Origin of the sequence: Pseudomonas putida (assembly GCA_041879295.1) — a bacterium.
Lineage (GTDB): Bacteria > Pseudomonadota > Gammaproteobacteria > Pseudomonadales > Pseudomonadaceae > Aquipseudomonas > Aquipseudomonas putida_Y.
The window spans coordinates 723,303-738,609 of sequence record CP047152.1; the positions used below are offsets into that span (position 1 = coordinate 723,303).

At 61.7% G+C, this 15,307-nt stretch carries 12 protein-coding genes and 1 pseudogene; 7 read left to right on the forward strand and 6 right to left on the reverse strand.

Features of this window, described 5'->3' with window-relative positions; translation table 11 throughout:
- The first annotated feature begins 334 nt into the window (after positions 1–334).
- The 3 genes and pseudogenes from GST84_03365 to GST84_03375 all read left to right on the forward strand — a co-directional run bounded on the left by GST84_03365 (position 335) and on the right by GST84_03375 (position 2,329).
- Positions 335–562 carry a hypothetical protein gene (locus GST84_03365; GenBank protein XGB11446.1) on the forward strand — a complete coding sequence of 76 codons (228 nt, stop codon included), beginning with the start codon at positions 335–337 and terminating at the stop codon, positions 560–562.
- Positions 563–1,177: 615 nt separating this feature from the next.
- A complete protein-coding gene (locus GST84_03370) occupies positions 1,178–1,390 on the forward strand; it encodes a hypothetical protein (protein XGB11447.1) in 213 nt (70 codons plus the stop codon).
- Positions 1,391–1,635: 245 nt separating this feature from the next.
- Positions 1,636–2,329 (forward strand): annotated as a pseudogene (locus GST84_03375) (hypothetical protein).
- 96 nt (positions 2,330–2,425) lie between these two features.
- On the opposite strand, the gene GST84_03380 reads toward GST84_03375, so the two are convergent.
- The gene (locus GST84_03380; GenBank protein XGB11448.1) at positions 2,426–3,811 is read right to left on the reverse strand and encodes a gluconate transporter; all 1,386 of its coding nucleotides are present in this window, start codon (positions 3,809–3,811) and stop codon (positions 2,426–2,428) included.
- A 432-nt stretch (positions 3,812–4,243) separates the two neighbouring features.
- On the opposite strand from GST84_03380, the gene GST84_03385 reads away from it, so the two are divergent.
- The 3 genes from GST84_03385 to GST84_03395 are packed head-to-tail and all read left to right on the forward strand — an operon-like array spanning position 4,244 to position 5,775.
- Entirely contained in the window at positions 4,244–5,173 is a 930-nt protein-coding gene (locus tag GST84_03385; GenBank protein XGB11449.1) for a malate dehydrogenase, read from the forward strand.
- 51 nt (positions 5,174–5,224) lie between these two features.
- A complete protein-coding gene (locus GST84_03390) occupies positions 5,225–5,419 on the forward strand; it encodes a hypothetical protein (protein ID XGB15700.1) in 195 nt (64 codons plus the stop codon).
- Entirely contained in the window at positions 5,416–5,775 is a 360-nt protein-coding gene (locus GST84_03395) for a hypothetical protein (GenBank protein XGB11450.1), read from the forward strand. The genes GST84_03390 and GST84_03395 overlap by 4 nt, the downstream gene beginning before the upstream one ends.
- 61 nt (positions 5,776–5,836) lie before the next feature.
- Here the strand turns inward: GST84_03395 and GST84_03400 are convergent, their stop codons facing one another.
- Together GST84_03400 and GST84_03405 are read right to left on the reverse strand one after the other, a co-directional pair.
- A complete protein-coding gene (locus GST84_03400; GenBank protein ID XGB11451.1) occupies positions 5,837–6,658 on the reverse strand; it encodes an ABC transporter permease subunit in 822 nt (273 codons plus the stop codon).
- A complete protein-coding gene (locus GST84_03405; protein XGB11452.1) occupies positions 6,655–7,476 on the reverse strand; it encodes a transporter substrate-binding domain-containing protein in 822 nt (273 codons plus the stop codon). Before GST84_03405 ends, GST84_03400 begins: the two co-directional genes overlap by 4 nt.
- Positions 7,477–7,579: 103 nt before the next feature.
- Between GST84_03405 and GST84_03410 the strand changes: the two genes are divergently transcribed.
- The gene (locus GST84_03410) at positions 7,580–8,479 is read left to right on the forward strand and encodes a homocysteine S-methyltransferase (protein XGB11453.1); all 900 of its coding nucleotides are present in this window, start codon (positions 7,580–7,582) and stop codon (positions 8,477–8,479) included.
- A gap of 147 nt (positions 8,480–8,626) precedes the next feature.
- Here GST84_03410 and GST84_03415 read toward each other — a convergent pair whose 3' ends face one another.
- The 3 genes from GST84_03415 to GST84_03425 form a co-directional block, all read right to left on the reverse strand.
- Complete coding sequence (locus GST84_03415) at positions 8,627–9,580, reverse strand: arsenic resistance protein (GenBank protein ID XGB11454.1); 954 nt, start codon at positions 9,578–9,580, stop codon at positions 8,627–8,629.
- A gap of 248 nt (positions 9,581–9,828) precedes the next feature.
- Positions 9,829–11,082, reverse strand: a complete 1,254-nt coding sequence (locus tag GST84_03420) for an aminotransferase class I/II-fold pyridoxal phosphate-dependent enzyme (GenBank protein XGB11455.1) — start codon at positions 11,080–11,082, stop codon at positions 9,829–9,831.
- A gap of 305 nt (positions 11,083–11,387) precedes the next feature.
- Positions 11,388–15,218, reverse strand: coding sequence for an EAL domain-containing protein (locus GST84_03425; GenBank protein XGB11456.1), 3,831 nt, complete (start codon positions 15,216–15,218; stop codon positions 11,388–11,390).
- Between the last annotated feature and the right edge of the window lie 89 nt (positions 15,219–15,307).

The window sequence follows — 15,307 nt, forward strand, 5'->3', positions numbered from 1 at the left end:
CGTTGGTAAACTTGGCGCATGCACTAGGCGCCCCTGCACCACAGCTGGCGCTTTTTTTGTGTCTGCCGTGCTGTGTCATGGCGGCTGTGTGTGGGCAGGCTTCGGCCTGGCCGGGTTTCCAAGTTTCCCGGTATTCCTACCCTGCACACAGCTGCCACCCAATCCCGTAGGAAGGATCGTGGCAGCTCCAACTAAAACTTGGAGCCTCATGCATGCTTACCTCAAGTCCAAGCAGGACCCTCGCATTCGTTCTCCACCGTTGTTCTTCAACGGCCATCAGCTACCTTGCCGTCAGCCAATCCCGCTCCGTCCCCGGTCATTCGGAGGTGCGGCCATGACTGACCAAGAACGCCTCTCCACCATCCAAAGCTACGCCTGGACCCTCGAACTGCTAGGCGAAGCCCTGGTCCAGCACGACGAAATGCTGGAATGCGAACACAACCCACGACTGAGCTTTCGCAATACGGCTGGGATTCACCAAGCGATTCGGATCATCAGCCGGTTGGCCAGTGAGCAGTGTGGGAAGGTGTTGGAACGCGGTGGTCAGGAGTTGGAGGGTTAGGCGATGAGGTTGATTAGGCCAGGTATCGCAGGTTGCGCCTGGCTTAGTCTGTTGAAGGCCGCTGATGGACTGTTGCAGTCATGTCGGGGTATGGGGCTGCTGCGCAGCCCTTCGCAGGCAAGCCAGCTCCTACACGGATCGCATTCATCTTGGGAAGTGCATGTGACCTGTGGTAATCCGTTTTCCTACGGCGTGCGTTGGCTATTCGTACCCCGAGAAACTTGCGAAAACCGCCACCCAGGAATAAAGTCCCTACGTCGCCGAAGCATCGGCGATGCGACCTTGGCCGGTCGGAATCGAAAGGCGCATCAGCGCCCAATCTTAATCGCAGGCGCTTTTTTTGTGCCCGCGGTGCTGCGTTATGGCGGTGGTGCGCGGGACACCTTCGGGTGTGCCGGGCTCCTTTCGTCCCGGTCGGCCAACCCGCGTACTGCTGCCACCTTAACTTGCTTGGCCGCGAGCGGTGGCAGTTCCATCACGAAAGGAACTCATGCATGACCACCGTAAATCCGTTACAGATCCGCGTATCCGTTCGCCGCCGTCGTTCTTCGGCGGCCCTGAGTGAGCGCAGCGTCGGCACACCTTTCTTCACCTCCGTCCAACCGGAGGCCCGCCATGACTGACCAAGAACGCCTCTCCACCATCCAAAGCTACGCCTGGACCCTAGAACTGCTAGGCGAGGCCCTGGTCCAGCACGACGAAATGCTGGAATGCGAACACAACCCGCGTCTGAGCTTTCGCAACACGGCCGGTATCCACCAGGCGATCCGGATCATCAGCCGATTGGCCAGTGAGCAGTGTGGGAAGGTGATGGAGCAGGGTGGGTAGGACCCAGCTGATTAGTGGGCACCGCGGAAGAGGGCATGGCACTCCGGTGTGGATGCATGAACTGCTGCTTTGCAGCCCTTGGACATGCAACACAAAAGCAGCCCCTTCTGAGGGGATGGTAGCAACTACCTCAAGTTGAGTAGAACGCTCGCACCTCTGTAGTGCATGGTAATCAGGCAAAGCGCACGTAAAGCGCTTTGCCCTGACCATTTACCTAGCCATGTGCCAACTACCGAGGATTCTGCATGGATCAAAACAGAGACAGCCTGAAAACCACCAACCCTATTGCCGGGCTGCCGGGCGCGGTATTTGAAAAGGCGTGGGAAGTACGCTGGGCATTGAAGCTGGCCTATGTAGGCTTGTTCATCGATATCGCGCTCATGCACTCACTGGGTACAACCTTGCTGGGTTTCTCGGGGGACATGGCGATCGTCTGGGAAAATGTCGGTCGTATATTCGTGGGCATCATGGTCTTCTGCCTGGTGGTGTCGGTGGTAATCCCGGTGCTGGCGCGTGTGGCGGCGATCATGGGCAGCTTCGTTCCGTGGTATCGGCTTCAGGGCCCGCGAGATTATTCGCTGTTTCCCAACTACGTGACCTTCAGTGCACTGCGAGAGCACAGCCTTCGTGAAGGCAACGAATTCCTCTACAACTATTGGAAACGCTTGACCATGCAGCGCGAGGAGTGGCGGCAACAGCGCTTCCAAACCGGGGTACTGGTGTTCGGCCTGGTGCTGATGGTAATTGCAAATGCTGGGGTGAGTGCTCATTTCCAGCTGCCCGGGTTGATGGCTTATTTCACCTTTTGGTTTGGCTGGAAGGGCTATGCGCTACTGAGCATCGTCACCCTGGCTGCACTGGGCGTGGTGGTCATCGGATGAGATCGGCCAGATCTACTATCCACCCTTGGCCGAGAAGCTGAACAAAACCCAGTACTGACCTCGGCGTGAACCTGCTTTGCAGCCCATCGCGACCCAAGGTCCGCACCGTCCGTGCAGACCTTGGAATGATCTCGGGCAGTTGTTGCAAGCCGGTTCAGCTCGCAGCAATCGCCGTATTTAGCAGCAGCACCACGATCAAGCCAACCACCGCCACAATGGACTGCACCACCGAAATGGTCTTGGTGGCTTCGCCCATGGTCATGCCAAAGGATTCTTTCACCATCCAGAAGCCTGCATGGTTCGCATAGTTGAAGAACAGCGAACCGCAGCCGATGGACAAGGCCAGCAAAGGCAGGTTGAGGCGGGGGTCTGCATCTGCCAGCGGCGCCAGCAAGCCGGCAGCCCCTACGATACCGACCGTGGCGGAACCGGTAGACACCGAGAGCAACATCGCGATCAGCCACCCCAGAATCAGGGGAGGGAAGGCAGATTGCTGGGTCAGGTGCACAATGGCATCGCCTACCTTGGCGCTGGTCAGCATCTCCTGGAAGGCACCGCCACCGGCAATGATCATGATGATCGAGGCAATTGGCTTGAGGCTTTTGCCCAGTGCATCGCGCAGCTGTTCGGCGTCGCCGCCGCGCGCAAGCACCAGGCTGGCGCCAGCGAACAGCACGCCCAGCAGCATGGCGATCAGCGGGTTGCCCAGGAAGCTGGCCAGTTCCAGCAGCGCATTGCCTTTGGGCAGCAGCATCTCGGCGACGGCATGCACCAGCATCAGGATGGCCGGCAGCAATGCGGCCAGCATGCCGACCATTACCCCGGGGCGGGGTTGGCCATCGGCTTTTTCAGCCAGTGTGAACTGGTCCAGCAATGCCTGATCGGGCCGCGTGTTCATGCGCGGTGAAATGAACATGCCGTACAGCGGGCCCCCCAGGATCATTGCCGGAATGGCGGCAAGGAAGCCATACAGCATGGTGGGCCCAACCGAGGTCTTGAGCACGGCAATGGCGGTCAGTGGGCCTGGGTGCGGCGGTACCATGCCGTGCATGGCGGCAAGCGCCGAAATGACCGGCACACCTACATACACATACGCCGAGCCCTTGAAGCGCGCCTTGCTTTCCAGTTTGCGCGCCACGCTGAATATCAGCGGCAGCATGATCACCAGGCCGACTTCGAAAAACATGGGGATGCCAATGACAAAGGCAACCAGCATCATGGCCCAAGGGATCATGCGGTCGGAGGTGCGCTTGAGGATGACATCCGCGACCTGTTCCGTGACGCCAGCGTCAGCCAGGATCTTGCCGAGCATTGCACCCAGCGCAATCACCACCCCCACTGCGCCCAGTGTCTTGCCGGCGCCGGTGAGCAGGTGGGAGACGATGCTGCCTGGCGCCATATGCGTCGCGAAGCCCACGCCAATGGACACCACCAGCAAGGCCAGCAGCGGATGCATTTTCAGGCGCGAAACGATGAGCGCCACCAGCACCAGAACACTGGCCAGTGCCGTCAGTAATAGCTGTATATCTAAGGGAGTCATTCAAGGAATCTCGGTTGGGCTGGCGCTCGGCTGCTCTCAGGGTTTGAAGGCGTGACGGGCGTTTCCACGGGGCATGCCCAGGTGGCTGCCGTTGCGGCTGCTGCTACGGTTTCGAGGAAGGGAACGCGGCTTTGCGCTATCTGCCGCTCACAGGCGGTCGCCTGGCAACGGAAGATGGGCAGCAGGGAGGCGTGGCGCTGAGGCCGGTGGGCGGTGGTGTGGCGACGGGGCGCTTGGGCAGCATGGTCATTGGTTGATTCACCTTGTTGTATGGTCGTCTATATGAATCTGGCCAAAGTATTTGCGCTGCCGTGGAACACTGTCAAGTGAAGGTCGTCGCATCATCTTGGGTGGCCATTTAGCCCCGGCAGGCAATACTTCTCTCTATACGCAGGCGTGTTCCTGGTGGCGCGCGCCGCTGGGAGGTGTCTGGTGAACAAATTAACGATTGTGGGTGCCGGCCTGGTCGGCGAGGCGGCGGCGCAGATCATCGCCCGGGATGAGTTGTGCCGTGAGCTGGTGTTGATGGACGTGCAGGGTGAACTGGCGCAGGGCAAGGCGCTGGACGTTTGGCAGGCGGCTGTGGATTCAGGGTCCGATACCCATGTTCACGGCGGGGCCAAAGCCGAGATGCTGGAGGGGTCCGAGCTGGTGGTGATCACGGCGGGCGTGCCGCGCAAGCCCGGCCAGTCGCGCCAGGATGTATTGAGTACCAACCTGCCAATCCTCGACAGCATCATGGCGGATATCAAGCACCACGCGCCGACAGCGACGGTGCTGGTGGTGTCCAACCCGGTCGATGTGCTCACCTACCGCGCCTGGAGCGTGAGCGGTCAGGGGCGCGACAAGGTGTTCGGGCAGGCGGGGGTGCTGGATACCGCGCGCATGAAGTGCTTCATCGCCGAGCAAACCGGGTTTTCTGCACGGGATATCACGGCGTTGGTGCTGGGCGGGCATGGCGACAGCATGGTGCCGCTGATGCGCTACTGCCAGATTGGCTCGGTGCCATTGTCGCACTTCCTGTCCAGCGAGCAGATCGAACAGATTGTCGAGCGCACCCGTAAGGGCGGCGGCGAGATTCTGGGGTTGAAGAAGACGGGGAGCGCCTGCGATGCACCGGGCGTGGCCATTGCGCAGATGGTCGATGCGATCGCCAATGGGCGGAACCGTATTTTGCCGGCGGTGGCGATTCTTGAGGGCGAGTATGGGCGAACGGATATCGCCATGGGTGTGCCCTGTGTACTGGCAGAGAAGGGGCTTGCGCGGATTATCGAGTTGCCGCTGGATGCGCAGGAACAGGCGATGTTCGACCACTCTGCCGACCAGGTGGCGCGGGATATTGCAGAGATGAAGGCGTTGTAGAGCTTGAAGCGTCATGCATCGGGTGTGGCGGCTCGGGCAGTGGGGAACACTTTGCCTCCGTACCTGTCACACCCGTTCATTGGGGTTCAGACCCATCATTACCAAGGAGAGGTAGGCATGGGCGGTGCAACATCGGGACGTACCACCTTGACCAACTTCACGTTCACCAAGTTTCTCGACCGCGCGAGTTGTAAGCTGCTGGAAGCCAGATGCTCGGGCCAGCATCTCAAGGAAGTATCGGAGTGAATGAAGTTGAGCCTGGGCTAATTGCGATTCTGATTCTTGCCCCCATGATGCTGGCGATGGTCGTACAGTGTTTCATCGCACATAAATACACTGAGTACTACGAGTCGTTGCTAACGCGCTGTAGCTTCGTGACCGGCAACAAAATCACGTTTCAACATGCAGGCCTTCTGGGCAAGGTCATGCGTACGGGGTTGATCTCCATGGTGCTGGCTATACCGAGCCTCTTCGTGCGCAGGGGGTTGATTGACTTCGATGAAGTCAAACGTTTCCCCTCAAGCATGAGACGACTGCTGGTGAGTCTGTTGGTCATTCACATCCTGCTGGCTACCGCGCTGATTATTTTCACTTACGCGTAGCCTGGCCGCTCCTGCATGGGGCGCGGTCAGGCCTGTCGGTTGTGCACGAGCCGTGTAGCCCTCAGCGCTGATAAGCCTTGCCAAAATGCCGTTCCAGGCGCGCCTGCAGCAGCTCCAGCAGTATCGACAGCACCCAGTAGATCACGGCGGCGGTGGTCAGCATTTCCAGGTAGCGATAGCTCGAACGCCCATACGACTGCGCCAGAAACATCACCTCCCAAACCCCCATCACGGATATCAGCGACGAGTCCTTGAGCATCGAGATGAACTGGTTGGCGGTGGGCGGAATGATCACCCGCATGGCCTGGGGCAGGATGATGTGGCAGAAGATCTGCGGCGTGCGCATACCCAGCGCCAATGCTGCTTCACGTTGCCCACGGGCCACGCCGAGGATGCCGGCGCGGAAGATCTCGCTCAGGTAGGCCCCGTAGTTCAGCGACAAGGCAATGATGCCGGCGCTGATGGCGCCGGGTACCAGGCCCACCTGCGGCAGCCCCAGGTAGATCAGCAGAATCTGGATCAGCAGCGGCGTGCCACGGAAGAACGAGGTGTAGAAGCTGGCCACACCCACCAACACCGCGCTGTTGGATAACCGTGCCAGCGCGGCGGCAAAGCCGAGCAGCACGGATACCACCATCGAGCACAGGCACAGGAACAGGGTCAGTGCGGCGCCTTGCAGAAAACCATTGGGCCCCAGCTTGAAACCGGCCAGGTTGGGAAACTTCTCCAGAATGATGGCGAACTTCAGGTCAAAGCTGAGGAAGAAGGCGACAAACAGCCCGAACAGCGCCAGCCAGGTCAGCAGTAACCGGGTGCGAAAGCCGAACAGGCCGGCGCCCGCAGGCTTTGCCACGGGCTTGGGGGAGGGAGGGAAGGTGCTCATTTGCTGATGTCGGCGCCACTCCATTTCTGCGACAGCTTGGCCAGGGTGCCATCAGCCTTCAGCTCGGCGAACACCTGGCGTACCTTGGCATCCCACTCAGGGTCGCCTTTTTCGATGGCTACCGCGTTGGGCTCTTCATACAGCGGCGCGCCGGCCAGCTTGAAGCGCTTGTCTTGCTGCAGGCGCGGCTGCGCGGTCACCAGGTTGGTAATGATGGCGTCCAGGCGCACGCCAGTGCCCAGGCCCAAGTCCTGGAAGGCGACGTTTTCAGTGTCGTAGGGCGCAGCCTGCACGAAGTCGAACGGGTAATCGATCTTCTGGTCTTCCTTGCCTTCAATGACCAGGTTCTTGTTCAGGTAGCTTTCGTAGCTCGATGCACTGATCGAACCTACCTTGCGGCCTTCCAGGTCTTTGGCGCCATGGATGCGCTCATCCGAGGCATTGACCACGATCACGGCGGGCGATGCGTAGTACTCCACGGGGAAGTCGAACACTTCGGCTCGCGCCTTGCTCGGGGTCATCGAGCAAATGCAGATGTCGTAGCGCCCGCTCCAGCGGCCAGCGGCAATCACGTCCCAGGACGGTGTTTCCAGGCGCAGTTTGACGCCGAGTTTGTCGGCCACTGCCTTGGCCACGTCCACATCGTAACCGTCGAGCTGGTTGTGGTCATTGAGGAAGGAAAACGGCGGGTAGCTTTCCATCAGCACGTTGACCATTTCCTTGCGCGATTCAACCCGCTCCAACGTGGCGCCAGCAAAGGCTTGGGTGGCAGTTGCGAGCAGTACAAGGCCCGCACCCAGCAGAGAAGAAAATCGCATGTACATACCTGATATGTTGGGCAAATGGGTGATAGGGTATTTAATAGTTATAACCCTAATCCCCATAATGAATTTTATTCATAAGAACCTTCAGAGAAGTTATATGGCAGAGCGAACGATGGTAATTCTGGACGGTGGCATGGGCCGAGAGCTGCAGCGCAGCGGTGCACCGTTTCGCCAGCCCGAGTGGTCGGCGCTGGCGCTGAGCGAGGCGCCGGAGGCGGTCGTGGGCGTGCATGCAGCCTTCATCGAGGCGGGTGCGCAGGTCATCACCAGCAACAGCTATGCAGTAGTGCCGTTCCACATCGGTGAAGAACGCTTTGCCGCCGAAGGGCGACAGTTGGCCCATATCGCAGGCCAGCTCGCGCGGCACGCGGCAGATACCGGCGCGCACCCGGTCAGGGTGGCAGGTTCGCTGCCGCCGCTGTTCGGGTCCTACCGGCCCGACCTGTTCCAGCCCGAGCGTGTGGCAGAGGTGCTGACCCCGCTGCTCCAGGGTCTGGCCCCGCATGTTGACCTGTGGCTGGCCGAAACCCAGAGTTCCGTGGCCGAAGTGCGGGCCATTCATAGCCATTTGCCGGCAGACGGCAGGCCGTTCTGGGTGTCCTTCACCCTGCAGGACGAGGACGTCGACGACGTACCGCGCCTGCGTTCCGGAGAACCAGTGGCCGAAGCCATCGAGGCCGCAGTCAGCCTGGGGGTGGCTGCGGTGTTGTTCAACTGCAGCCAGCCTGAGGTGATCGGCGCCGCCATTGATGTCGCGCGCTCGGTCATCGAGCGACACAACGCCGAGATTGCCATCGGTGCCTATGCCAACGCCTTCCCGCCGCAGCCCAAAGAAGCCACTGCCAACGATGGCCTGGACGTACTGCGCGAAGACCTCGATCCGCCGGGTTACCTGGCATGGGCCAAGGACTGGCGTGCGCGTGGTGCCAGCATGGTCGGCGGTTGCTGCGGCATCGGCCCGGAGCATATCGCCGAGCTGAAGCGCAACCTGGCTTAAGCGCCCACGTGGCCGGGCGGCTTTGCTAGAGGCGAACAGTCGCTGACGTTGAGCCTGGCCCGGCGTATCGAGGTCGGCTATCTGGAAGAGGTGCGGGTGTTCGCTGTGTGCCCCGAATAGTCTTTTCTCTATGACGAGTGGCACGGGTCAGCGCACAAACCGTGGTACCGCTCGTATATAGATCAGTTCGCTGACCAGCTCTACCAGGGTTTGCGTGATCACGGCTGCCGCTGCCAACCCGCGCATCTCTTCTGGCAGCGCCAGCGCCAGCGGCAGCACCACCAGCGAGTTGCGCGTGGCTGCGCTGAACGTCACCGAGCGTGCCTCGCTGGCCGGCAGGCGCAGCAGGCGCGCACAGATGAAGCCAAGCACCGGCGCCAGCAGCATGAAGCCGATGTATACCGGAACCACCGGCAGCAGACGGTCGAAATCACGCAGTACCACGACAATCTGCGAAGCGATCACCACCATCAGCACCAAGGCCATGGCCGGCACCGGCAACCACGCCCAGGCGTCGTTCCAGGCCGCGACGGCGCGCGAGCGCCGGGCACCGGCGCTGGTGAGCACCGCGAGGGCCATCGGCAACACGATCAACAGCACGAAGGCTTCCAGGAACGGGGTGATGGAGATTGCCACCTGGCTGCTGCCACCCAGCATCAGGGCCAGATACACCGGCAGCAGCACCAGTTGCGCCAGCAATAATACGGGGGTTGCGGCCAGGGTCAGGCGTGAGTCGCCTTTGCCAATGTGGGTGAACACCACCACGTAGTCGATACAGGGCGTGAGCAGTACCAGCAAGGCACCGACGAGGATCGCCGGGTGTTCCACCAGCCCGCGGGTGATGGCCCAGACAAGCAGCGGAACGAGAATGAAATTGGCCAGTAGCAGGGCCGTGATGAAGCGGCGGTTACCCAGGCCCTGGCGCAGGTCGAGGAAGGGTATTTGTAGGAACATCGCGTACATCAGCACGGCGATGGCGGGGGTGATCAGGGCTTCAAGCTGGCGCGCAGTGTCGCTGGCCAGCAGGCCGAAGGCGATAGCGGCCAGTACGGCGGCGAAGTAGATGGGGATCTGCCGGGTTTCGAGTTGCTCTCTGGTCAAGGTGTGGCCTGTGGTTGGTGGTGTCAAACAGGGTAATACGTGATGGCACGTGGCTGCTCGAAATCATTCCCTGTGGGAGCGGGCGTGCCCGCGAACACCGGCGCAGCCGGTGCCATCCACCGCGTAGCCTTCTTCGCGGGCACGCCCGCTCCCACAGGATGTGTATCAGGCCTGCGAACGGGTTTCATGGTCCGTTCACGAAAAAGCCCGGCACTGGGCCGGCCTCTTTCACTTCAGGCAAGCGCCAATCAGTTGCCGTAAACCGGCAGCTTCTTGCAGATGGCCTTGACCTTCTCACGAACGGCGTCGATCACCGCTTCGTTGTTCAGGTCGGCCAGGATGTCGCAGATCCAGCTCGCCAGTTCCTTGCACTCGGCTTCCTTGAAACCACGGGTGGTAACGGCTGGGGTGCCGAAACGCAGGCCCGAGGTGACGAACGGCGAACGCGGGTCGTTCGGTACCGAGTTCTTGTTGACGGTGATGAAAGCTTTGCCCAGGGCGGCGTCAGCATCCTTACCGGAGATTTCCTGCTTGATCAGCGACAGCAGGAACAGGTGGTTCTGGGTGCCACCGGAAACCACGTCGAAACCGCGCTCGATGAACACGCTGGCCATGGCCTGGGCGTTCTTCACGACCTGCTGCTGGTAAGCCTTGAACTCTGGCTGCAGGGCTTCCTTGAAGCAGATGGCCTTGGCCGCGATGACGTGCTCCAGCGGGCCGCCCTGTGCGCCCGGGAAGACGGCGGAGTTCAGCTTCTTCTCGATGTCGGCGTTGGCACGGGCCAGGATCAGGCCGCCGCGCGGGCCGCGCAGGGTCTTGTGGGTGGTGGTGGTGACCACGTCGGCGAACGGAACAGGGTTCGGGTACACGCCAGCGGCAACCAGGCCGGCAACGTGGGCCATGTCGACGAACAGGTAGGCACCGACCTTGTCGGCGATGGCGCGGAAGCGGGCGAAGTCCAGAACCTGCGAGTAGGCCGAGAAGCCGGCAACGATCATCTTCGGCTTGTGCTCGACAGCCAGACGCTCGACTTCGTCGTAGTCGATCAGGCCATTGCCGTCGATGCCGTACTGGATGGCGTTGTACAGCTTGCCCGAGGAGCTTACCGAAGCACCGTGGGTCAGGTGGCCACCGTGTGCCAGGCTCATGCCCAGGATGGTGTCACCGGCCGACAGCAGGGCCAGGTAGACGGCAGCGTTGGCCTGGGAGCCAGCGTGCGGCTGTACGTTGGCGTAGTCGGCGCCGAACAGCTCCTTGGCACGGTCGATGGCCAGTTGCTCGACGACGTCGACGTATTCGCAACCGCCGTAGTAGCGCTTGCCTGGGTAGCCTTCGGCGTACTTGTTGGTCAGGACCGAGCCCTGAGCTTCCATGACTGCCGGGCTGGTGTAGTTTTCCGAAGCGATCAGCTCGATATGCTCTTCCTGGCGCAGAGCTTCTTGCTGCATGGCTTCGAAGAGCTCGGCGTCGTACTTGGCAATGGTCAAATCACGGCTGAACATGGCGGTCCTCAAGGATCGGGGTAATTTGGGTGTGCATTCTAACCGATTGATTCGCGGCTGGCATATGAAGTGGCATCAAGTCGCGGACCAATGGGCTTCATCTTGCATCCCGCGCCGTTTCTGGGCTGGGCGCGGGCAGGAGTTGACTCGCAGGTCCGCTTTTTATGCAGGATTCGGTTGCGGCACCGTACTTGTAGGAACGGGTTTACCTGCGAAGAAGCCGGCGCGGTGGATGGCACCGGCTTCGCCGGTGTTCGCGGGTAAACCCGCTCCTACGGGAACCTTGTGAACAGGCAGCGTGCGGGTCAATGGAACATGAACAAGGTCTCGTTGGAGAATTGCGCCTCGAACTGATGCGCCGGCATCGGCCGCCCGAACAGATAGCCCTGCACCTCGTCGCAACCATGCTCGCGCAGAAACTCCAGCTGTTCGTGGGTTTCCACGCCCTCGGCGATGACTGCCAGGTTGAGGCTGTGGGCCATGGCGATGATCGCCCGGGCAATCTGCGCGTCCTGCTCGCCTTCGGGCAGGCCGTCGACGAAGGTACGGTCGATCTTCAGTACGTCGATGGGGAACTGCTTGAGGTAGTTGAGCGACGAGTAGCCGGTGCCGAAGTCGTCTACCGCAATGCTCAGGCCGAGGTTCTTCAGGCTGGCAAGAATCTGCAGCGCCTCGTTTACCTCGCGCATCAGGATACTTTCGGTCAACTCCAGCTCCAGGCATGCCGGCGGCAGGCCGCTTTCATCCAGGATGTTGGCAATCCGCGTGCCCAGCTGGCCGTCGGAGAACTGCCGCGCCGAAATATTCACCGACACTTTCGGCACTCGCACCTTGGCCTTGTGCCAGGCCTTGAGCTGGCGGCTGGCCTCGCGCAGCACCCAATCGCCCACGTCCACCACCAGGCCCAGTTCCTCGATCACCGGGATGAAGTCGCCCGGCGGCACCAGGCCGCGGGTCGGGTGACGCCAGCGCAGCAGCGCTTCGGCGCCGGTCAGGCGCTTGCCGTCGCCGCTGAACTGCGGCTGGTAATAGAGGATGAACTCGTTCTGCTCCATGGCATGGCGCAGGTCGCTTTCCAGCTCCAGGCGCTCCAGGGCGCTGGCGTTCATTTCGGCCTGGTAGAACTGGAAGTTGTTCTTGCCGCGCTCCTTGGCGTGGTACATGGCGGTGTCGGCGTTCTTCATCAGCTGGCTCAGCTCACTGCCATCCTGTGGGCTGAGGGCGATGCCGATGCTGGCGGTGACGAAGAACTCGCGGTTTTCCAGCACGAACGGCCGCACCAGGCTGCCGAGGATGTTCTCGGCCACGTGGATGGCGCGGTTCAGGGCCATTTCGCGGGTGGGGCGCGGCTGCAGCAGCAGGGTGAACTCGTCGCCGCCCATGCGTGCCACCGTGTCATCGTCATCCACGCAGGCCAGCAGGCGCAGGGCCATGTCCTTGAGCATGCGGTCGCCGGCCGCATGGCCGAGCGAGTCGTTGATCGGTTTGAAGCGGTCGAGGTCGAGGAACATCAGCACCACCCAGGCCTTCTGCCGCTCGGCCTGCTGCAGGGCGTTGTACAAACGGTCCTGGAACAGTGTGCGGTTGGGCAGGTGGGTAAGGGCGTCGTAGTAGGCCAGGCGGTGGATGCGCTGTTCGCTGGCCTTGCGTTCACTGATGTCGGTGAAGAAGCACACGTAGCTGGCCAGGTCGCCTTCGTCGTCCAGTACCGCGGTGATGCCGACCCAGGCCGGGTAGTGGTCGCCGTCACGGCGCTTGAGCCACACTTCACCTTCCCAGCTGCCGCGCTGGTGCAGTTGCTTGACCACATAGCGCAGGTGGCCTTCCTGCTGTTCGTCGACAGTGAGCATGCCCGGCAATTGGTCGAGCACTTCACTGACGGCGTAACCGCTGACGCGGCTGAACGCCTCGTTGGCCTGAACGATATAGCCGGCCGGGTCGGTGATGAGGATCGCCGACGTGGAATGTTCGAATACGGTCGCGGCCATGCGCAGGTCTTTCTCGGCGCGGCGTTGCTGGCTGATGTCGCGGCCCACCCCAAGTACGCCTTCGAAGCGTTGGTCATCGTCCCACACCAGCACCAGGCGCAGCTCGATCGGGATCTTGCGGCCATCGGCACGCAGGCAGTCGAACAGGAACAGTTGGGTGGGTAACTGGCTGCACAATTGCGCCATTTGCGCCGGATCGCCCATGGCCTTGCTGACACGCTCCATCAGGCTGTAGATACCGGTGAGCTGGGCCGGGTTGGCGACGATGGATTGCCAGCCGTTGGCGAAGATCCAGTCGGCCTGGTAGCCCAGCACGCTCTTTACCGAGGGGCTGACATAATTGAGCTTGAGCTGGCTGTCGGTGGAGAAAATCACGTCGCTGATGCTTTCGGCGAGCATGCGGTAGCGTTGCTCGCTGTCACGCAGCGACTGGCTGGCCTCGATCTGAACGGTCACATCCTTGCCCACACCGATGATGCGCGTAACCAGGCCTTCGGCGTTGCGGGTCAGCACCTGCTCGCGGATGTCGTAGCAGCGCCAGCCTCCGTCGCGGTGGCGGAAGCGCAGCTGGCAGTGCAGCGGTTGGTCATGACCGCTGTCGCGCTGTTGCTGGCGCAGTGCCTGGTAGTGTGCGGCGTCCTCGGGGTGCAGCAGCAGCTCCCAGAAGCGGTCGCCCATCTGTGCCAGCTCGGTGCGGTCGTAGCCCAGGGTCTGGCCGAGGTGGCGGTTGCTGAAGATCATCCGTTGGCTGGGCACATCCTGCACATACAACTGGTCGGGTACGGTGCGTACCACGTCCGACCAGAAGCTTTCGCGTTCCAGTAGCGACAGCTCCACCTGTTTGCGGCTGGTGATATCGCTGATGCTGAGGATCACCGCCTGGTAATCGCGACGCTGCAGCGGCAGGCGAGCCATCAGCCACAGGTGCAGCTCGTCTCCCTGGGGTGTCGGCAGACGCACTTCCAGCTCCAGCAACGGGCGTTGTTCGATCAGTGCATCGATCAGTTGCATGCCAATGCTGTCGCGGCTGTCGCCAGTGCCATCGATCAGCCGCTGCCAGGCCCCTTCGTGGCAGTCGATGTTCAGCAGCTGGCGCGCCACTTGGTTGACCTCGGTGATCTTCAGCTCCAGCAGCAGCGAGCGGCGCAGGTTCGGATCCAGCGCCAGGCTGTGCTTGAGTGCGGCCCGGTTGCGCAGGTGGTAGCGATCGAGCTGACCGGGCAGGCTGGACAGGTCGAGCACGCACAGGGCCACGCCGGTGCCTTCAAAAATTTCCTGATAGCGCCTGCGGTCTTCCTGCAGCGCCCGCTGGCGGCGCCGCATGTTGATCAGCGCCAGTACCGGCAGCAGGGCGCAGAACAGTACCAGCAGGCATTTGCCGATCAGCGCCGGCAACAACGTTTGCCGGGCCAGTTTGGCGTCGAACAGGCCGTGTAGCTGCCAGGTGCTGTTTTCGATAAAGGCCAGCATCACGCTTTGCAGCGGCTCGTCGCTGGTATCGGTTGCGACATTGCGCAGCAGCACTTCGCCGCTGCGGCTGTTCTCCAGCAGCCACTGCGGGTGCCCACTACCCTCCAGGTGGAGGGTGAGCTCGCGGTAATAGTCCGGTGACAGGCGCAGTAGCCAGTAGCCGTGACCCTGCGCGGCATCCTGGCGCAGCAGCAGGTACAGGATGTGGTTGTCGGCCGAATTGGTGAAGAAGTACGGGCGTCCCTGGCTAAGTGCAAGCAACTCATCAAACAGCTTGCGGTCGGGGCTGCCTGCCAGGCTGTCGGCGCGCAGTTGCCCGGTGTTGTCCAGCCAGGCCGCGCTCTGCAGGGCGGGGAGGCGCTGGCGTAGGGTGCCGAGCAGGCTGGGCAGGGCGGCAGGGGTGGGGGCATCTGGGTAGGGTTGCACCACGTTCACGGCCTGCTGCGCCTTGAGCGCCATGTTCAGGCTCAGGTGGTCGGCCAGTTCCGCAGAGGCGTCCAGGCTCTGTTTGCGCAAGTCGGCCTGAGTATGTTTGAACTGGGCGAATAGTTGCCACACCAGCAGTCCCAGCAGGATCAGGGCCAGCAGCGCCAGCGCACCCTTGATCGACCCGCGCAGTATGGTGGCGGGTGCTTGTGGTGCGGAACGCAATGACGACGAATGAGTAAGGTTGGTCAAGCGTTGATCCTGCGATTGGGCTGGCGATGGCAGGGAATGATCTTGCACGGCGCGTGCCGGCACCGGGCTTGCGCACCGCGGAGGCGCAC